Here is a 19,051-nt window from a genome sequence, read left to right as displayed (position 1 = left end):
TCAGACCCGCCCGCGCTTAACGCCCATGCTGAAGCGGCGCTCCAGCTTGCGCAGTGCCCACAAGGACACCGATGTGTAAATCAGAAACAAACCTGCGGCAAACAGGAAAAAGGTGAACGGCTCTCTCGTGGCTGAACTGGCTTGTTTGGCGAGATAGGTCATTTCCTGCAAGCCAATAAGACTGATGAGGGCAGTTGCCTTGATCAGCACCAGCCAGTTGTTGGTGAAGCCGGGCAGGGCATAGCGCACCATCTGGGGGGCCGTGATACGGACAAACGTACGAACTCGGCCCATGCCAAAAGCCCATGCAGCTTCCATTTGCCCTTTCGGTATAGACAAAATGGCCCCTCGAAAGGTTTCGGTCATGTATGCGCCGTAAATGAACCCAATGGTGAGCACGCCAGCCACAAAAGGATTGATATCGGCCGTGGCCTGACTGCCCAAGGCTTCAAGCAGATGGTTTAGGCCGATGGTACCGCCGTAAAAAATCAGCAGCATCAGCACCAACTCAGGCACCCCACGCACCAAAGTTGTGTAAAGAGTTGCCAGTGACACCAGCACGGGCCGGCCTGAGAGTTTGGCTGCCGCGCCAACCAAGCCGAGCAAGACAGCCACCACCAGCGCGGCCAACGAGACGCCCACCGTGAGGAGGGCGCCTTGAAGGATGGACGCGTAATAGCCGGTCAAACTTTATTCGCCGTACACGTCGAAGTCGAAGTACTTCTTGCTGACCGTCTCGTACACGCCATTGGCGCGGATCGCCTTGATGGCCGCGTTCAACTCGTCACGCAGGCCCGTTTCACCCTGACGCAGTGCAATGCCGACGCCGTAACCGTAGTACTTCACATCGTTGAGTACAGGCCCAACGAAGCCGTAACCTTGACCTTCTGGCTTGCTCAGAAAGCCACCTGTAACCTCCACCGAGTCGGCCACCGTGCCGTCAAGGCGACCCGATTTGATGTCGAGATAGACCTGATCTTGTGCTTCGTAAGGAACTACTTTCACACCCACGGGTTTCAGGTCACCCATGGCGTATTTTTCCTGGGTAGAGCCTTTCAGAACACCAATTTTTTTACCCTTGAGCGAGTTCAGGTCGGTAAAGGCGGTTTCGCTTTTGACAACAATGCGGCTGGGCGTGTTGTAGTATTTATCGGTGAAGTCGACCACCTTCTTGCGATCGTCTGTAATCGACATGGAACTGATGATCACATCGTACTTTTTAGCTTGCAGGCCAGGGATCATGCTGTCCCAAACCTGTTCAACGTAGACGCATTTGCGCGTGATTTCGTTGCACAGTGCTTCCGCGATGTCCACATCAAAACCGGTGGGCTTGCCGTCTGAGGTTTTGAACGTGAAGGGCTCGTAGGTGGGATCGATGGCGACTTTCAATTCGGGCAGTTCTGCTGGCACTGGTGCTGCTGTCGGAGCAGATGCAGCTTCCGGTGCAGGAGCGGCAGGTGCTGGAGCCTCGGTTTTTCCACAACCTACCAAAGCAACGGCACCGATCAGACTCAGAGATAAAAACAGGTTCTTCATGGAAGTCCTTAAAGATTTATTCAAATAGTGGTTTGCCAAATTGGTCATCGGCAAGGCGCTTAATTGTAGGCTGGGGCAGACCAATTCTCTGTATGCACCATGCTGGTGTTTCCCCGCATGCCATGCTGTCGACTCACATGTCCCAGCAATATTCAGACCTGTCTGGTTTCGCAAAATTAACTATACATAATATACATCGTGGAATATCAAAATGACACCGAAACCCACGATCATGGCTGTCTACCGCTGTCCTGTGGCCTTTGCTGAACAGTGCCGTCGGTCGTCAATGCTCACGCCGATCCATACGCAGCGTGACTTTGGGCACACCAAAAAGCAAACCCCGCCGCGGCGGGGTTTGTGCTGAAATCTGTCGGATCAGTCTTCCACAAACGCTTCTTCGCGTTTCTTTTTAATAGATGGCATCAGCACCAGGATAAGCAGCACAACGGCTACCGCCAACAACGAGGCTGAGATGGGACGGGTAACAAACACAGACCAGTCGCCGCGTGAAATCAGAAGTGCGCGACGAAGGTACTCTTCCATCATGGGCCCCAGAATCAGTCCAAGCAGCAACGGTGCAGGCTCGCATCCAAGTTTGATGAAGAGGTAACCAATCAGTCCGAACAAGGCGACGACCCATATGTCAAAGCTGTTGTTGTTGGTCGAATACACCCCGATGGCACAAAACAGCACGATGGCCGGAAACAACCAACGGTATGGCACGGTGAGCAACTTGATCCACAAGCCAATCAGCGGCAGGTTCAGGATAACGAGCATCAGGTTGCCGATCCACATCGATGCGATCAAACCCCAGAAGAGCTCGGGGTTGCTGGTCATGACCTGGGGTCCAGGCTGAATGTTGTGGATGGTCATGGCGCCGACCATCAATGCCATCACCGCATTGGGTGGGATGCCCAGCGTAAGCAGTGGAATAAAAGACGTTTGTGAACCTGCGTTGTTGGCCGCCTCTGGTGATGCCACTCCACGGATATTGCCTTGGCCAAACGGGACTTCACCGGGGCGCAGCTTGGTTTTCTTCTCAATGGTGTATGCCGTGAACGACGACAACACGGCACCGCCGCCAGGCAAGATGCCCAGCACCGAGCCCAATGCTGTACCGCGTAAAACGGCCGGAACCATGTTTCTGAAGTCTTCGGCTGTGGGCATGATCCCTGTGACCTTGCCGGTGAACACATCGCGCTTTTCCTCGGGCTGTGACAGGTTGTTGATGATTTCACCGTAGCCGAACAGGCCCATGGCGATGGCCAAGAAGCTGATACCGTCGGTAAGTTCAGGAATGTCAAAGCTGAACCGGGCGACGCCAGAATTCACGTCGGTGCCGACAAGCCCCATGAGCAGACCGAGCAGAATCATGGCCAGCGCTTTGAGCAGCGAGCCAGAGGCCATGACCACCGCGCCAATCAAGCCCACGACCATGAGTGCAAAATACTCTGCAGGACCAAAACTCAGTGCCACTTCGGTCAATGGCGGAGCAAAGGCGGCCAGAACCAAGGTGCCTACACAGCCCGCGAAGAAGGAACCGAGACCAGCGGCAGCAAGCGCAGGACCTGCCCTGCCCTTGCGCGCCATCTGGTAACCGTCAATGACCGTGACGACCGAAGACGTTTCACCCGGGAGGTTGACCAGAATGGCTGTGGTCGATCCGCCGTACTGGGCGCCGTAGTAAATGCCAGCCAACATGATGAGTGCAGCCACCGGGGGAAGACCGTAGGTGGCTGGCAGCAGCATGGCGATGGTGGCCAGTGGGCCGATGCCCGGCAAGACGCCGATCAGCGTGCCCAGTAGGCATCCTATGAAGGCATAGATCAGGTTTTGAAACGTGAAAGCAACGCCAAAACCGAGCGCAAGATTGTCGATGAGTTCCATTTTGCTGGCCCCGGGTCAGTTGCTGAAAAAGGCTGGCCAAACCGGGAGCGGTAATTTCAAGAGGTACACAAACCCGATGAAGCTGCCAACAGACAGGAGCGTTGCGAGAACGAGGGTTTCCTTGATACTGAAGCCTTGGCGGGCCATGCTGGAGATGATCACCAGGGCATAAATCGCCACAATAAGGCCCATGGAGGGGAAGCCGATGGATGGAAGTCCCACCAGCAAGGCGCCAAAGGCAATGTTTGCACCGAGGATGAAGCCGAGAGGTCGCCAAGCGATGTGCCCCACTTTGTCACCGCAGGGTAAACCCGTCGCAAACGACTTGGCGGTGATGGCCGAACCCAAAAGGGCAAGCAAGACGCCCAGCATCAACGGGAAATAACCAGGACCCATGCGGGCTGCGTCGCCCACTGTGAAATTGGTTGCGCCTACTGCGAAGGCTATGCCGACCGCAGTAAACAACACCCCAGAAAAAAAATCTCTTTGACTTGCCAGCTTCACGACATCTCCTCATTTTGTGGATATGAAGCGATTTTGTGGTGCGCTGGCCATCGCACTTATGTGGGTTACACCTATTTGTGGTGCGACAGCGGTGGGCGTGGTTCCTGGCGAGATGGGCCATGCCTTCTTGTGGATGGTTTACCAACGACCCGCAGGTTGCTGACTTCGAACGAAGGCGGCAATGATGCTGGCGGCCTCTTTGCGGCCAGCACGGTTGGCGAAGTCAACAGCGGTCAGGCCTTTTTCGTTCTTGACCGAGCTGTCCGCGCCCTCTTCCAGCAACAGCTTGACCACAGCTGGGCTGCCATAGTGCGCAGCCATCATCAGGGGGGTGGTTCGGTTGGGCGACTCGGCATCAATGTATGCGTGGTGCTCCAGAAGCAGCCGCACCATGGCCACGCTGGTAGGCGCTTCGTTTGAAGCTGCGTAGTGCAGCGGTGTCCAGCCGGGTTTGTTGACCTCGGCGCGCCGCTCTATCAGGCGTTGCGCCTGGACGAGCTGGCCTTTCAGTGCTGCAATCATCAGCGGACTTTCCCCTTGCGAGTTGTGGGCTTCCACGTCTACGCTGTTTTGCGCAAGCAGAAAATCGGCGACTTTGAGTGAACCCTCGCGCAAGGCCAGCAGCAGCGCGTGTTCGTTTTTTTCATTGCGTGTGTTCAGGTCGAAACCACGCAGGGTGAGGGCAATCACTTTGGACTCGTCGTTTTGTCGCACGGCTCTGAAATAGTCGTCGAAAGAGCCCGCAAATGCATGACAAGCAGCCAGCAACAACCCGGCAAAAACAAGGTTCTTGACGTTTTTTTTAACGCTTGTGTTCATGTCATTTCTCATACTCACTTGATCAACCTGCCACACGGGTAAACAAAACGTCAAAGTTGCGACTGGTGGCTTCAGCAACCGCCTCAAGGGATATCCCTTTGAGTTCGGCAATTTGCCGGGCCACATGAGGAACGTAGGCTGGCGAATTGGTTTTGCCGCGGTAGGGAACCGGGGCAAGGTAGGGACTGTCGGTCTCAATCAGGATGCGGTCCATGGGTACGAAGCGAACCACTTCGCGCAGATCGGCTGCATTGCGAAACGTGAGAATGCCGGAAAAGGAGATGAAAAAATCCATATCCAGCGCTGCACGGGCCACAGCTTCGGTTTCGGTAAAGCAATGAAACACCCCGCGTGATCGGGCTTGACGGACATGGGGATCGACTGCCTCGACAAAGCCGCCCTCTTCTCGCAGGATAGCCAGGGTGTCGACGGACGCGCTGCGCGTATGGATGATGAGCGGCAAATCGGTGATACGCCCTGCACGGATGTGGGTGCGAAACCGTTCGCGTTGCCAAGCCATGTCGCCCACGCTGCGGCCGTTGAGTCGGTAGTAATCCAACCCGGTTTCGCCAATGCCGATCACTTTGGGTCGCTCGGACCGGGTGATCAGATCGTGCAGGGTGGGCTCTTGTACGCCTTCGTTGTCGGGATGCACCCCCACGGTGGACCACAGGTTGGCGTGGTCACGGGCCAAAGCATGCACGCCCTCAAACTCTTCCAGCGTGGTGCAGATGCACAGGGCCCGGTTGACCTGCGCTTGCGCCATGGCGGCCAGGACGGTGGGCAGTTGTTCCCGCAGTTCAGGAAAGTTCAGGTGGCAATGGGAGTCTGTGAACATGCGAACAAAACCTGCTGTGAAAAACCATGAAACAGCCGACAACGACAGCCATGGGCGCAGCCCTGTCGCAAACAGCAGCGCATCGACCGCTCAGATGGTTTGCGTAGGGCGCTCGGAACCCAGGCTGGCGCCCAGGATTTCTTCGATTTTGATTTTCAGCAGCCGCGATTTCTCATCGGCTGGAAAACGGATGCCCACGCCACGTGTGCGCGAGCCCGATACCTTCGCGGGTGTGATCCAGGCCACTTTACCCGCCACCGGGTAGCGCTGAGGGTCGTCGGGCAGCGTGAGCAACACGTAAACGTCGTCGCCCAGGCGGTAGTCCCGCAATGAGGGTATGAAAATGCCCCCATCGGCAAACAAAGGAATGTAGGCCGCGTACAGCGCCGCTTTTTCCTTGATGGAAAGCTGGATCACGCTGGGGCGTGCTGCGTTGGCCGATGGAGAAGGGGCGGTGCTCATGGACGGTGAGTTTAGCGGCATTCAGGTCCTGCCCATGCGCGCCATCCTGCGGTGGCGCTGGTCAGATGGCTCCGCCGCCAGGGTTGAGTAGCTGTCGGGTACGAGCGGCCCAGGCTTCCTGCATCAGACCTGTATTGAATGGATGTTCCACCGTGCGGGCGGCCCCCATGAGTTCGCGCGACCAAGTGGCCAGCACCGCCCAGCGCGGAGCTTTGGGCAGCGTGTTGGCCGGGAAAAACCGGGGCATGGCGCCTGCGGCGGTGGCCATCAGATCGTGGCAGAGCTTTTGCAGCACAGCCAATTGGCGGGCTGCGGGCCAGTCGGCCAACAGGCTCCAATCGCCCCGGGCCAGGGCTTGTGGCAGTTGGGTCCAGACCTGCGCGTTCAAGCCACCGCGCGCCCAGTCGAGTGCGTCGGTGGGGCGCCCGCCAGCGGCTTGCAACCACACCTCGGCTTGTTCGCGTGTGGCCGCGTCCGTGCCGGGTTTGCCCAGGGCGCTGACTTGCGCCTGGAGCCAGTTCAAAGCGTCGTCGGGCGCTGGCCAGATCATGGCATGGCCCTGACAGCGGCTGCGAATGGTGGGCAGCAACTGGTGCGCAGCTTCGGTGGCCAGCACAAAACGCACCTCGCCCACCGGTTCTTCCAGTGTCTTCAGCAAGGTGTTCGCGGCCTCTGTGTTCATACGCTCGGCCGGATACACCAACACCACCTTGGTGCTGCCGCGCGAACGGGTGAACTGCGTGAAACCCACGGCGTCGCGGGCGGCTTCTACCCGAATCAGCTTGCTGGCCTTGCGCTTTTTGTCGTCTATCTCTTTTTGCGCGCTTTCATCCAGCGGCCAGCCCAGCTCCAGGCTCAGCGTTTCCGGCATGAGCACGCACAAATCGGCGTGGGTGCGCACGTCGATGGCGTGGCAGCTGCCGCAATGGCCGCAAGCGCCCTGCTCTGTCGGCTGTTCGCACAACCAGGTGCGCGCCAGCGCCAGCGCCAATTCATACTGACCCAGGCCCGACGGCCCTGACAGCAGCAAGGCATGGCCGCGTTGGGCCAGCAGACTGTGCAGTTGCTGTTGCAGCCAGGGCGCCAGTGGCGCGGCGGTGGACTTTTCAGGCGCGGTGCTCATGTCGACTCCTCTGGCGCCAGCCAGCCGTGTTGCACAAACGCCTGCCGCACGCTGAGCCACACCACGTCCACCGGCTGTTCGGCCGCAATGCGGACAAACCGGTCGGGTTGTTCGGTCATTCGATGGCCGTAGCCCGCTGCCACGCGGGCAAAAAATGCCACAGGCTGGGATTCAAAACGGTCGGGTACCCGCGCCGATGCCAGGCGCTGTGCAGCCACTTCGGGCGGCAGATCAAACCAGACGGTCAGATCGGGCTGGCGCAATGGGTCTGCGGTGTCGGGTCGGGCTTGTACCCAGGTTTCCAGCTGGCGCAGCACACCCAAGTCAAAACCGCGCCCATAGCCTTGGTAGGCAAACGTGGCGTCGGTGAACCGGTCGCACAACACCACCTCACCCCGAGCCAGTGCGGGTTCAATCACTTGCTGCAAGTGGTCGCGCCGTGCGGCAAACATCAGCAGCGCTTCGCACAGCGGGTCCATGGCATCGTTGAGCACCAGCGCGCGCAATTTCTCGGCCAATGGGGTGCCACCGGGCTCTCGGGTGAGCGTGATGCTGCGACCTTGCGCACGAAACGCGTCAGCCAAGCCCTCAATGTGGGTGGACTTGCCCGCGCCGTCGATGCCTTCAAAGCTGATAAAAAGTCCGGGCTGTGCCATATAAACAGTGGGTATCGGGGGATGCCAGGCAAAAGACCGCTCAGCGACCCAAAATGTAGCGCCGCACCGCCGCATTGTGCTCTTGCAACGTGGCGCTGAAATAGCTGGCTCCATCGCCCCGGGCAACGAAATACATGGCGTCGGTGGTCGCAGGCATCACCGCCGCCTTCAGCGAGTTACGCCCCGGTATGGCAATGGGCGTGGGCGGCAGGCCGGCACGGGTGTAGGTGTTGTAGGGGGTATCGGTTTGCAGGTCCACCCGCCGCAAGTTGCCGTCAAAGCGTTCGCCCAGTCCGTAGATGACGCTGGGGTCGGTTTGCAGCCGCATCCCGATGCGCAGGCGGTTGCTGAACACGCCGCCGACCATGGCACGGTCGCTCTCCAGCCCGGTTTCTTTTTCAATGATGCTGGCCAGAATCAGGGCTTCGTCTGGCGAACGCAGGGGGCTGTTGGGTGCGCGCTGCGCCCAGGCGATGTTTAACTGTTGCTCCATGGCCTGAGCGGCCTGCCGCAGCACAGCAGAGGCCGGGGTGTTTTTCGCCATGCGGTAGGTGTCGGGGAAAAACCGCCCCTCGGGGTGGCGCCCAGGGTAGCCAATGCGCGCCATCAGGTCGGCCATGCTCAAGCCGTCAATGTCTTGCTTTAGGTCGGGCGAGCTGCGCACCGCTTGCAGCACCTGGCGGATGTTCCAGCCTTCCAGCAGGGTCAGGCTGCGCAGCGCCTGTTCACCCCGCACCAGTTTGGACAACAAACTGGCAGGCGTGGTGCCCGGAGCCAGTTCGTAACTGCCCGCCTTGATCTGGCGCGATTCACCCGAGAGTCGAAACCAGGCGTACAGCAGCACGGAAGGCCCTTGAACGCCGGCATTGACCACCGTGTCGGCCACGGAACGGGCCGAACTACCGGGTGCAATGGTCACCTCCAGCGGTGCCTCGGCGCTCACGGTGTTGGGCATCTGCAGAGGGCGCTGCAGCCACCAGGCACCAGCAGCAGCGGCAGCGGCACCCAGACCCAGAATTGTCAGGGCAAGCAGCAGTTTCAGCAGGCGTATCACAGGAGGTTGGGCGTCTGGGAAAGGAGAGGGGGTACGTGCACAGCGGGGTACGCTGCAATGGGCGGGTGATCATAATCCAGCCATCTGAACGACGATGGAACCACCACCATGAGCAACGCACCCGCTACAGCCCCCGATTTCGCGCGCGTCTTTGATGCCCAAACCCTGGTGGGCGCAGCGCCCCTGCCCCATCTGGGTGTGATTCGCGTCCATGGCGCCGATGCCGCGAAGTTTGTGCACGGCCAGCTCACACAAGACTTTTCACTCCTGGGCTTGTCCGAAGCGCGTTTGGCCGCTTTTTGCTCGGCCAAAGGGCGCATGCAAGCCAGCTTTGTGGGCTTCAAGCTCAGCCACGACGATATTTTGCTGGTCTGCAGCCGCGACCTGTTGCCCGCCACCCTCAAGCGCTTGTCCATGTTTGTGCTGCGCGCGCAGGCCAAGCTCAGCGATGCCAGCGATGCGTTCGCCCTGTGGGGCGTGGCAGGGCCGACGCCGGTGGATGTGCCGCAAACGCCGTGGAGCCACACCACCGGGCCCGATGGCGCGCATGGTGTGCGCCTGTACCCCGGCGCTGGCGTGGCACGAGCCTTGTGGGTGCTGCCTGTGCAGGACGGTGCTGCGCCGCAGCCCACAGGCCCGCTGTTGGAGACGGCGCATTGGGCCTGGCTCGATGTGATGAGCGGCGTGGCCGCGGTCACGCAGCCCATCTTCGAAGCTTTTGTGCCGCAAATGCTCAACTATGAATCGGTGGGGGGTGTGAACTTCAAGAAAGGCTGCTACCCCGGCCAAGAGGTGGTGGCGCGCAGCCAGTTCCGGGGCACGCTCAAGCGCCGGGCCTACCTGGTGCAAGCCGATGCACCGCTGGCCGTGGGGCAAGAGGTGTTTCACAGCAGCGACACCGAGCAACCTTGCGGCACCGTGGCCGCCGCTGCGCCTTGCCCGGGCGGCGGCTGGCATGCCGTGGTGTCCATGCAGACGCGCGCGGCTGAGGCGGGCATGCTCAACGCGGTGGGCCCGCAAGGCCCGGCGCTGGCCCTGCTGCCACTGCCCTACCCTTTGCTCAACGATATTTAATGGCAATCCACCCATGTGCCTGATCGCCTTTGCGATTGACGCCCACGCAGCCTGCCCGCTGCTGATTGCAGCGAACCGCGACGAGTTTCTGGACCGCCCCACCGCGGGACTGCACCGCTGGTCTTTGCCTTCAGGCTCCGACGTGGTGGCCGGGCGCGACCTGCGCGACGGCGGCACCTGGCTGGGTGTGAGCCCAAACGGACGCGTGGCCATGCTGACCAATGTGCGCGACGCTCAGCCGGGCACCGCCCAGCGCAGCCGGGGTGAGTTGCCCACGCGTTGGCTCGCTGGCGCTCTGGACGGTGACGCCCTGCAGTCCAGCATCGACCCCGGGGCCTACGGCGGCTTCAACCTGGTCGTGGGCGATTTTCACCAGCGTTTTTGGGCCTGGCTGGGCAACCGCGACCCCCAGAACCCGCACCAAGCGCCATCGACCCACACGACCCGGCTGCACACGCAACGCTTGGGCGCTGGTATTTATGGCTTGTCCAACGCCACGTTGAACACCCCGTGGCCCAAGACGCAGCGGCTGACGCAGGCGCTGGGCTCATCGCTTGAGAAACTGGGGCAGGCTGAAAACGGCACCCCTTGGTGGGCCCACTTGCCCCCGGCTTTGGTTGACGAGCAGCAGGCCGCTGACGCGGATTTACCCAGCACCGGCGTGGCGCTGGCGTTGGAGCGCCACCTGTCCAGTCCGTTCGTGCGCATGCCTGAGCGCGGCTACGGCACCCGCAGCAGCTTGGTGGTGCGCGTCCAGCCGCATGCACGCACGCCTGGGCGGTGGCAGGTCAAGCTGGACGAATGGACCCATGCGCACAGCGCAGCTGCACCGAATATGCCCAAGCCCGTTGGGGGCTTGCAGCCCGAGCACCGCAGCGAAACACTGGTGTGGTGAAAACCGCAGAATCGGGTTCAAGCCTGTGTTTTCGGTGGCATTTTTTCCTCTCCCCCATCCTCTTCCCCCTCGGCTTCAACTTCCGTTTTTTTAACCGCCGCTTCAGAAGCCGTTGCAGCCGCCACAAAGCGGTCCAGCACGCTGGCCACGATGTTTTCTTGCGCCGCCACCGACGCCCTGGCCACAGCCAGCGCCAGTTCCAACTGCTGTTTCTCGGCCAGCAACCCATCGCCCCAGGCCTGTAGCCGGTCTTTGGCGGTGCTGAGCTGCTCCAGTGCTGCATCTTGCTCCACCAGACGCTGGCCCAGCGCCTCGGTGCGCCCCTGTGCAAAACCCAGCGCATCCTTCAGCGGCCGCAGGGATCGCACCTCTTCTTGTGCGGTGTGCAGATCGCTCTGTGCGCGAGACAAATCGCCCAACAGCCGCGCGTTCTCTTGCAGGGCGTGAACGGCTTCTTGCCGTTTGCCTGCCAAAACTTCGTTCACCGAGCGCAATTCGGCCTGCAGGTATTGCATCTGTTGCTCGTGCTTGCGCTGGTCTTGTTCGCGCTGCTCCTTGCTGGATTGCCGGAAATGCTCCAGGGCCTGGCGGGCATGCTGGTGTTTTTCTTCCAGCGACTGGCGGTGCCGCTCCTCAGCTGCAAGGCGTTCTTGCAAGTCCAACACCTGCTGGGTGAGCTGGGTGCATTCCAGGGTTTTGCGGCTCAACGCCTCGTTCGCTTTGCAGTGCCCCGCCTTTTCACTGACCAGCATGCGCTGGGTTTGCTCCAGCTGTTGGCGGGCTGACAGCGCTTCTGCTTTCAGGGCCGCTGCGGCTTGCTCGTGTTGGCTGATCTGCTCGGCGTGTTGGGCCTGGGCGGCTGTGACGCGCTCTTGCGCTTCCTCGTTCACCCGGGAGGCCAGGCGCCCGACGAGGTCCTGGATCGCCTCACTCACGGCCACCCGGCTGCCGGTGGCGGGGCCCTCTTCCTCCTCGATTTCTTTCAGATAGCGGTGGATGGTGCCCTTGGAGCCGGTATTCCCCAGTTCTTCGCGCACCGCATCAATCGACGGATAGCGCCCGCTGGCCAGCAGCCTATCGCGTGCGCGCACCACCTCAGATTTGTAGATTCCGGCTCTGGCCATGGGTTGCCTCGGTTATTTCATACTACAGTACGTAATATGATATTACATACTATTTTATCTTCTAGAAAATTTCATTTCTATATAAAATCACATAGAGTAATGGTTGATTATTTGTGGTGATCCGCGAAATCCACGTGGACAGGCGCGCTGGCGCATGCCGTGCGATGAAAAGGCGTTTTAGGGGTGGGGAAAGTGAGAAGCGGGCTGCGTGAGGGCGCGAAGTGATCGAAGTGATCGAAAAACACGTTTTCAGACCAGCCACGGTAGACAATGCGCGCCACGATGAAGATCAAGATCCCAAGCCAAAACCTCCAGCGGTTTTTTCACGCCCGCCACAGCGCCCGCCCATGAACCGTGTGGACCAGTACCTCCAGGCGGCAGAGCGCGACAACACGCGCAAAAGTTACGCTTCCGCTGTTCGCCATTTCGAAATCGAGTGGAAGGGCTTGCTGCCGTCCACCGCCGAGGCCATGGCCCGCTACCTGGCCGACCACGCCGCGACACACGCCATCAACACGCTGCGCCAGCGATTGGCGGCGCTGTCGCGCTGGCATGCCGACCACGGCTTTCCAGACCCCACCAAGTCGCCGTTGGTGCGCCAGGTTCTCAAAGGCATTCGTGCGGTCCACGCCGTGCCAGACAAGCGGGCACGGCCTCTGGAGTTGGTGGTGCTTCAGCAGGTGGATGCGTGGCTCGGCGCTGCCATTGAGCAGGCCCGCAGCACCGGTGACCAGCAGGCCTTGCTTCGCCACACGCGCAACCGCAGCCTGATGCTGCTGGGTTTTTGGCGTGGCTTTCGCTCCGACGAGCTGGTCCATCTGCGCGTGGAACACACCGAAGTCACCCCCGACCAGGGCATGACCTGTTACCTGGGTCGCAGCAAGACCGACCGGCAGCTGCAGGGGCGCGTCTTCAAATGCCCGGCGTTATCGCGCCTGTGTCCCGTGAGCGCCTTCAACGACTGGATCGAGCTGACCGGTTTGACCGAGGGCCCCGTGTTCCGAAAAATCGACCGCTGGGGGCACCTGGGTGAGGAAGGCCTGCATGCCAGCAGCTTGATCCCGGTGCTGCGCAGCCTGTTCACAGAAGCGGGTGTCGATTCGCCCCAGGCATACAGCAGCCACTCCATGCGCCGCGGCTTCGCAGGCTGGGCCCGAGCCAGCGGCTGGGACATCAAGGAACTGATGGAATACGTGGGCTGGAAAGACGTCAAGTCGGCCATGCGCTACCTGGAGGTCTCCGGTGCCAATCTGCAAGCCCGGTTCGAGCAAGGGCTTGGCAAGGGTGGATAGACAGGGCCGCAGCGGTGGCCCCCCACAGGTACGCAGTGCCCTCAAAGGCTTTTGACCATCTCCACATGGTCAATGCCCGCTTCCACAAACGGCTCGCCCCGGCATTCAAAGCCCAGACGGGTGTAGAAACCTTGGGCGCTGCGCTGGGCGTACAGCACCACCTCGGTTGCGCCGTGTTCAAGGGCTGCGTGCATCAGGGCGTGCAGCACGTCGCGGCCCAGGCTGCCGCCGCGCAGCACGCGGTTCACCGCCATGCGACCCACTTTCACCGTGCCATCGCCCTTGTCCAGGTAGCGCCCGGTGGCCACGGGAACGCCCAGGCGGTTGTAGGCCACGGCGTGCATGGCGCTGGCGTCGGCCGCGTCCCATTCCAGCTCTTTGGGTATGCGCTGTTCTTGCACAAACACCTCGGTCCGGATGCGCTGTGCATCAGGCCCCAGCGTGCTCCAGGCGCCCACTTTCACCGCGCTCATGGCTTCGCCCGCTTCAAAACCCAGCATGATGTCGCGCAGGGCCTGCGGCACCGGGCGCGATTTTTGGGTGGCGGGGTCGGCGAACACGTAGACGATTTCGCCGGTGATCAGATACTCGTCGCCCCGGAAAATGGCGCCGGTGAAGGTCATGGACGAGCTGCCAATGCGGCTGCACTTCATGGCCACCTCAATCTGGTCGTCCACCCGCGCCGAGGCGTGAAATTCGACCGTGGCTTTCACCACGTACAGGTCGCCTTGCAGCGCGTCCATGGTGTCCTGGTACGGCAGACACAGCGCACGCCAGTAATCCGAAATGGCGGTGTCGAAGTACATGAGGTAGTGGGCGTTGAACACGATCTTTTGCATGTCCACCTCGGCCCAGCGCACGCGCATGCGGTGGAAAAAGCGAAAGTCGGTGCGTTTCAGGGTGCTCATTCAGGTGTCTCCAAAAGCATGGCGCAGCGCGCGGGCGGCGTCGTTGTGGGCGGTCAGCGCTTGGGGAATGGCGCGACCGAAGTTGATGAATCCGTGTACCACCCCGGCGTAAATCTCCAGGTCCACCGGCACACCGACCATGCGCAGGCGGTCGGCGTACAGCAAACCTTCGTCGGTCAGCGGGTCGCATTCGGCCAGGCCCACCCAGGCGGGCGCCACACCGTCCAGCTCGCGCACGTGCCCGGTCGTATCCACCCCGTCCAACGGGGCAAATCGCCAGTCGTCCCGGTCGGCGGGGCAACGCAGGTAGTGGTTAAAAAAGTAGCTGATGTGCTGCTCTTCCAGCAGAAAGCCTTTGGCAAAGGTGTGGTGCGAAGGCGTGTTTTGGTGGCCAGCGCAGCCGGGGTAAAACAGCAATTGCAATGCCAGCGGCCAGCCTGCGTCGCGGGCGCCAATGGCCGTGACCGCTGCCAGCGTGCCGCCCGCGCTGTCGCCACCCACGGCGATGCGAGAGCTATCCAGCCGCAACGCCGCCGCGTGTTCGCGCAACCAGGCCAGGCTGTCCCAGGTGTCTTCTACGGCGGTGGGGAATTTCCATTCCGGTGCCAGCCGGTAGTCCACCGACACCACGGCGCAGTGGGCCAAGTGCGCCAGATGGCGGCACAGCCGTTCGTGGCTGGCCACGCTGCCCACGGTAAAGCCGCCGCCATGCAGGTACAACAGCACCGGCAGCGGCTGCTCAGCCTGCGGGGCAAACAGGCGGGCGGGCAGCGCAAAGCCATCGCGGGCCGGTATCTTCAGGTCTTCAACACGCGCCAGTTTGTGGGGGGCTATGTCGAGCACAGTGGCACCTGCTTCGTAAAACTGTTTGGCTTGGGTGGGCGACAGCGCATGCATGGGCGGGTGCCCGGCGCGGGCGATGCGGTCGAGCAGGCCGCGCATGAGCGGCGTGAGCAGGGCCCGGGGATTTGGGTGGTGCGACATGGGTGGGCATTGTGGCTGTCTTTTGCGGGACCGGTCGTCGCGTGGGTGGCATAGGCACCGGGCGGGCGCAGCCGTATAGTTTTGTTTTTTTAACCAGAACACGAGACACCCATGGCCCAAATTCTGTATGTGACCAACATCCTGATCGAGTTCGGCGCGCTGGCGCAGTTGCAGGCCGAGTGCCAGCGGGTGGGCATCACCCGCCCGCTGATCGTGACCGACGCCGGCGTGAAAGCCGTGGGCCTGCTGGACAAAGCGCGGGCCGCCCTGCCCGGCTTGCCGCTGGCGGTGTTTGATCAAACGCCGTCCAACCCAACCGAAGCCGCCGTGCGTGCGGCCGTGGCGGTGTACCAGCGCGAGGGCTGCAACGGGCTGATTGCGCTGGGCGGTGGCAGCGCCATCGACTGCGCCAAGGGCGTGGCCATTGCCAGCGCCCACGAAGGCCCGCTGAAAACCTACGCCACCATCGAAGGCGGATCGCCCAAAATCACCGACCGCGTGCCGCCGCTGATTGCGGTGCCCACCACCGCCGGCACCGGCAGCGAGGTGGCGCGCGGCGCCATTGTGATCGTGGACGATGGCCGCAAGCTGGGCTTTCACAGCTGGCACCTGGTGCCCAAAACCGCCCTGCTCGACCCCGAACTCACGCTCGGCCTGCCGCCCCTGTTGACCGCCGCCACCGGCATGGACGCCATCGCCCACTGCATGGAAACCTTTATGGCCGCACCGTTCAACCCCCCGGCCGACGGCATAGCGCTCGACGGCCTACAGCGCGGCTGGGCACACATTGAACGCGCCACACAAAACGGACAAGACCGCGAAGCGCGCCTGAACATGATGAGCGCCAGCATGCAAGGCGCCATGGCGTTCCAGAAAGGGCTGGGCTGCGTGCACAGCCTCAGCCACAGCCTGGGCGGCGTGAACCCGCGCCTGCACCACGGCACGCTGAACGCCATGTTTTTGCCAGCGGTCATTGCCTTTAATGCAGGGGCCGAGAGCGTGCAGAAAGAGCGGCGCCTGGAGCGCATGGCCCAAGCCATGGGCCTGGGCAGCGCGGCCGACCTGGGCCCCGCCATTCGCGACATGAACGCCCGCCTGGGCCTGCCGTCAGGCCTGGCCGCGATGGGCGTGACGCCCGACCTGTTCGACAAGGTGATTGAAGGTGCCCTGGCCGACCACTGCCACAAGACCAACCCGCGCCTGGCCAGTGTGGCGGATTACCGGGCGATGCTGGAATCTTCTATGTGAGGCTTTGCTTCAATGCTCGTGATGGTGGTGCAGCCGCGCACCCACATGCACCTCGCCCCGGGCTTCGGCCAGTTCCACCTGGCGCTGGCGTTCGGCCAGGTGGGCTTTCTCTTCGGGGGTGCGCTTGTCGTGGCATTGCGGGCAGCTCACGCCTTTGACGTAGTGCGGTGACGCCTTGTCCTCGGCGCTCAGCGGCCAGCGGCACGAGCGGCACAGGCCGTAGGGGCCGGGTTGCAGGCCGTGGCCCACGCTCACGCGTTCGTCGAACACAAAGCACTCGCCTTCCCAGGTGCTTTGCTCGGGTGGAATTTCTTCCAGGTATTTGAGGATGCCGCCTTCCAGGTGGTACACCTCGTCAAAACCGTGCATTTTCATGAGCGCGGTGGACTTTTCGCAGCGGATGCCGCCGGTGCAAAACATGGCCACCTTGGGTTTGTTCGGCCCTTGCAGCGCGGGCTGGGCGTCCAGCCAGGCGGGCAGTTCGGTGAAGGTTTTGATGTTGGGGTTGATCGCGCCTTTGAACGTGCCAATGACCACTTCGTAGTCGTTGCGGGTGTCGATCAGCACCACGCTCGGGTCGGCCAGCAAGGCGTTCCAGTCTTGCGGCTTCACGTACTGGCCCACGGTTTTGTTGGGGTCCAGTTCGGGCACGCGCAGGGTGACGATTTCTTTTTTCAGCCGCACCTTCATGCGCAAAAACGGCGGCTTGTCGGCCCAGGCTTCTTTGTGTTGCAGGGTGGCCAGGCGCGGGTCGGCGTGCAGGTGGGCCAGCACGGCGCGAACGCCCGCCTCGGGCCCGGCAATGGTGCCGTTGATGCCTTCGCTCGCCAGCAGCAGCGTGCCTTTGACCTGGTGGGCTTCGCAGCAGGCCAGCAAGGGCTCGCGCAGGGCCTGGTAGTCGGGCAGGTCCACAAACTTGTACAGCGCGGCGGTGAGGTAACGCGCTGGCGGGGTGTCGGCAGGGACCACGGCGGTGGCGGTGTGGGCTGAAGGGGGATTAGTCACAAAAGTCATAGGGGAATTATCCTCTTCCCGGTTTGGGTTGTTCCAGCTATGTACGGCTAGGTTTCGTTCCGGCTTCCGACATCAAATCGGCTCCACACACGACAAATCAGGCTGCTCCAGCCACTGCGCGAACTCATCGGCCAGTTGCTGGCTGGCGGCGGTGGCGCCTTGCCAGGCTTTCATGCGCCCGGCCAGGTCTTGGCCATAGTGGGTGAAGTCGTTGCGGTCGGGCAGTTTGCCGTTGGGCAAGGTTTTGACCCAGGCGGGGTCGGGTGCCAGCAACAGCATGTTGTCCAGCGCCGGGCTGGCGCGGTGGCGGCGCTTCCACACCTTGTCCAGCCAGCCGGGCACCACCGCCTGCTGAAAATGCGGGTACAGCACGATGGGCGCGGTGGCGGGCGGCCGGTAGCGCAGGTGCAGGTGGTAGTCGGTGATGCCACCGTCCCAATACGCCCCCGGCGGCGCGCCTGCAATGCCGTGCACCGCGCGCAGCGCAAACGGAATGGAGCAACTGGCCTGCAAAGCGTCCATGAAGTTGTGGCTGTTCAGCGGCACCTGGCGGGTGCGAAAGTCCTGGGTGCCAAAAGGCAAAACCGCCGCCTGCCCGGTGGCGCTGTGCGAAGAAAACACCACCCGCTCCAGCCAGGCCCCCAGCGCCTTGCGGTGCACGGCATTGGCGGCAAACGCACCGGCATAACCCAAAGGCGTGCGCAGCGGGCCTTCTTGCGCCAGCACATGGCGCCCGCGCGATGCCACCAAATGCAGCAAAAAACGCGGGTGGCTCAGCACCTCTTGCACGCGCCCGCCGTAAAACTGCTGCAGGCTGCGGCCAAACTGCTCGCTCACCTGGCTGGCCGTGGGGCGTTTTTTACCGGGGTGCGGCTCGTAATGCTGCGCAATGTAGTCGCGCTCCAGCCGCTCAAAGGCCGCCACCGATTGGTCCAAACACGCCGTGGCCATGCGCCACGCGCCAATGGACGCGCCCACCAAGTGCACCGGCTGCTGGCTCTGTGGCAACCATTGGCCAAAAATGAAGCGGTCCAGCGGCCCAAGAATCAACCCCTTCGGCCCGCCCGCTGCGGCGGGAATGATGCCCACGTCTTGCGGGCGCAGGCCGTGCTGTGCCAGGTGTTGGCGTGCTTTGGGACCGGCGTACAGGCGCAGGGCGCGGGGTGTTGATGGCATGGGTGCGGGTTAAGGCTTAGCAGCCATTCTCATGTTGAACCACGCGCAGAGCCCCCACCCCAACCCTCCCCCAGAGGGGGAGGGAGCCAGACATGGCACGCTCAGGCGTCTCACAGCCGGGGGTTTCTTGCTCCTTCCTCCTCTGGGGGAAGGTTGGGATAGGGGCACCGCAACGGGTAATGTCCCGCCCCTTCCCCCTCTGGGGGAAGGTTGGGATGGGGGCATGCGTCCAAGAGCAAATGCGGTTCATCGTGGCGGGGTTCTGGGAATATCGGCCATGTCAGGCTGCTCCCCTCCTAAGGCAGCTAGGCGCTTGGCAGCCTGGATACGGACGAAGGCCTTGATGGCTTCCTTAAACAAATCGGCTTTGTCCATGGCGGGATCGGCCACCTCAAGAGCCCGCTGGTACAGCGCGTCGTCAATGGACACCGTGGTTCGCATAACAAACTCCATTTAT

The 19,051-nt window shown here is 61.9% G+C and carries 20 protein-coding genes; 4 read left to right on the top strand and 16 right to left on the bottom strand.

What is annotated here, in order from left to right; translation table 11 throughout:
• The 10 genes from Q7J58_RS08835 to mltG all read right to left on the bottom strand — a co-directional run bounded on the left by Q7J58_RS08835 (window position 1) and on the right by mltG (window position 8,876).
• Window positions 1-687, bottom strand: coding sequence for an ABC transporter permease subunit (locus Q7J58_RS08835; RefSeq protein ID WP_304826354.1), 687 nt, complete (start codon window positions 685-687; stop codon window positions 1-3).
• A 3-nt stretch (window positions 688-690) separates the two neighbouring features.
• Complete coding sequence (locus Q7J58_RS08830) at window positions 691-1,536, bottom strand: ABC transporter substrate-binding protein (protein WP_304826351.1); 846 nt, start codon at window positions 1,534-1,536, stop codon at window positions 691-693.
• 375 nt (window positions 1,537-1,911) lie between these two features.
• On the bottom strand, window positions 1,912-3,423 hold the full coding sequence (locus tag Q7J58_RS08825) for a tripartite tricarboxylate transporter permease (RefSeq protein ID WP_304826348.1): 1,512 nt from the start codon (window positions 3,421-3,423) through the stop codon (window positions 1,912-1,914).
• 15 nt (window positions 3,424-3,438) lie between these two features.
• Complete coding sequence (locus Q7J58_RS08820) at window positions 3,439-3,927, bottom strand: tripartite tricarboxylate transporter TctB family protein (protein WP_304826345.1); 489 nt, start codon at window positions 3,925-3,927, stop codon at window positions 3,439-3,441.
• A 138-nt stretch (window positions 3,928-4,065) separates the two neighbouring features.
• Window positions 4,066-4,833, bottom strand: a complete 768-nt coding sequence (locus Q7J58_RS08815) for an ankyrin repeat domain-containing protein (RefSeq protein WP_304826342.1) — start codon at window positions 4,831-4,833, stop codon at window positions 4,066-4,068.
• Window positions 4,769-5,584: a TatD family hydrolase gene (locus Q7J58_RS08810; protein ID WP_304826340.1), complete on the bottom strand. Its 816-nt coding sequence runs from the start codon at window positions 5,582-5,584 to the stop codon at window positions 4,769-4,771. The genes Q7J58_RS08815 and Q7J58_RS08810 overlap by 65 nt, the downstream gene beginning before the upstream one ends.
• Before the next feature lie 90 nt (window positions 5,585-5,674).
• Window positions 5,675-6,046: a PilZ domain-containing protein gene (locus Q7J58_RS08805; RefSeq protein WP_304826337.1), complete on the bottom strand. Its 372-nt coding sequence runs from the start codon at window positions 6,044-6,046 to the stop codon at window positions 5,675-5,677.
• A gap of 61 nt (window positions 6,047-6,107) precedes the next feature.
• The gene (locus Q7J58_RS08800; RefSeq protein WP_304826334.1) at window positions 6,108-7,169 is read right to left on the bottom strand and encodes a DNA polymerase III subunit delta'; all 1,062 of its coding nucleotides are present in this window, start codon (window positions 7,167-7,169) and stop codon (window positions 6,108-6,110) included.
• Window positions 7,166-7,825, bottom strand: coding sequence for a dTMP kinase (gene tmk / locus Q7J58_RS08795; RefSeq protein ID WP_304826331.1), 660 nt, complete (start codon window positions 7,823-7,825; stop codon window positions 7,166-7,168). Before tmk ends, Q7J58_RS08800 begins: the two co-directional genes overlap by 4 nt.
• 40 nt (window positions 7,826-7,865) lie before the next feature.
• Window positions 7,866-8,876: an endolytic transglycosylase MltG gene (mltG, locus tag Q7J58_RS08790; RefSeq protein ID WP_304826521.1), complete on the bottom strand. Its 1,011-nt coding sequence runs from the start codon at window positions 8,874-8,876 to the stop codon at window positions 7,866-7,868.
• A 111-nt stretch (window positions 8,877-8,987) separates the two neighbouring features.
• On the opposite strand from mltG, the gene Q7J58_RS08785 reads away from it, so the two are divergent.
• Window positions 8,988-9,953, top strand: coding sequence for a folate-binding protein (locus Q7J58_RS08785; RefSeq protein WP_304826329.1), 966 nt, complete (start codon window positions 8,988-8,990; stop codon window positions 9,951-9,953).
• A 13-nt stretch (window positions 9,954-9,966) separates the two neighbouring features.
• Entirely contained in the window at window positions 9,967-10,848 is an 882-nt protein-coding gene (locus tag Q7J58_RS08780; RefSeq protein ID WP_304826326.1) for an NRDE family protein, read from the top strand.
• A 17-nt stretch (window positions 10,849-10,865) separates the two neighbouring features.
• Here Q7J58_RS08780 and Q7J58_RS08775 read toward each other — a convergent pair whose 3' ends face one another.
• Window positions 10,866-11,972: a DNA-binding protein gene (locus Q7J58_RS08775; RefSeq protein ID WP_304826323.1), complete on the bottom strand. Its 1,107-nt coding sequence runs from the start codon at window positions 11,970-11,972 to the stop codon at window positions 10,866-10,868.
• Between the two features lie 347 nt (window positions 11,973-12,319).
• On the opposite strand from Q7J58_RS08775, the gene Q7J58_RS08770 reads away from it, so the two are divergent.
• Window positions 12,320-13,264, top strand: a complete 945-nt coding sequence (locus Q7J58_RS08770) for a site-specific integrase (RefSeq protein ID WP_304826320.1) — start codon at window positions 12,320-12,322, stop codon at window positions 13,262-13,264.
• A 41-nt stretch (window positions 13,265-13,305) separates the two neighbouring features.
• Here Q7J58_RS08770 and Q7J58_RS08765 read toward each other — a convergent pair whose 3' ends face one another.
• Window positions 13,306-14,172: a YbgC/FadM family acyl-CoA thioesterase gene (locus Q7J58_RS08765; RefSeq protein WP_304826318.1), complete on the bottom strand. Its 867-nt coding sequence runs from the start codon at window positions 14,170-14,172 to the stop codon at window positions 13,306-13,308.
• Window positions 14,173-15,156 (bottom strand): alpha/beta hydrolase, encoded by a 984-nt coding sequence (locus Q7J58_RS08760; RefSeq protein ID WP_304826315.1) that lies wholly within the window; start codon window positions 15,154-15,156, stop codon window positions 14,173-14,175.
• Window positions 15,157-15,267: 111 nt separating this feature from the next.
• Between Q7J58_RS08760 and Q7J58_RS08755 the strand changes: the two genes are divergently transcribed.
• Window positions 15,268-16,404, top strand: a complete 1,137-nt coding sequence (locus Q7J58_RS08755; RefSeq protein WP_304826312.1) for an iron-containing alcohol dehydrogenase — start codon at window positions 15,268-15,270, stop codon at window positions 16,402-16,404.
• 9 nt (window positions 16,405-16,413) lie between these two features.
• On the opposite strand, the gene Q7J58_RS08750 is transcribed toward Q7J58_RS08755, so the two are convergent.
• The 3 genes from Q7J58_RS08750 to Q7J58_RS08740 all read right to left on the bottom strand — a co-directional run bounded on the left by Q7J58_RS08750 (window position 16,414) and on the right by Q7J58_RS08740 (window position 19,035).
• On the bottom strand, window positions 16,414-17,418 hold the full coding sequence (locus tag Q7J58_RS08750) for a rhodanese-related sulfurtransferase (protein ID WP_304826309.1): 1,005 nt from the start codon (window positions 17,416-17,418) through the stop codon (window positions 16,414-16,416).
• A 72-nt stretch (window positions 17,419-17,490) separates the two neighbouring features.
• Entirely contained in the window at window positions 17,491-18,594 is a 1,104-nt protein-coding gene (locus Q7J58_RS08745; RefSeq protein ID WP_304826307.1) for a patatin-like phospholipase family protein, read from the bottom strand.
• Between the two features lie 246 nt (window positions 18,595-18,840).
• On the bottom strand, window positions 18,841-19,035 hold the full coding sequence (locus tag Q7J58_RS08740) for a type II toxin-antitoxin system VapB family antitoxin (RefSeq protein WP_304826304.1): 195 nt from the start codon (window positions 19,033-19,035) through the stop codon (window positions 18,841-18,843).
• Window positions 19,036-19,051: the final 16 nt, after the last annotated feature.

Source organism: Hydrogenophaga sp., assembly GCF_030656115.1.
Classification (GTDB): domain Bacteria; phylum Pseudomonadota; class Gammaproteobacteria; order Burkholderiales; family Burkholderiaceae_C; genus Hydrogenophaga.
The sequence above is the reverse complement of the archived record's forward strand: the minus strand, read 5'-3'. Positions and strand labels throughout refer to the sequence as shown.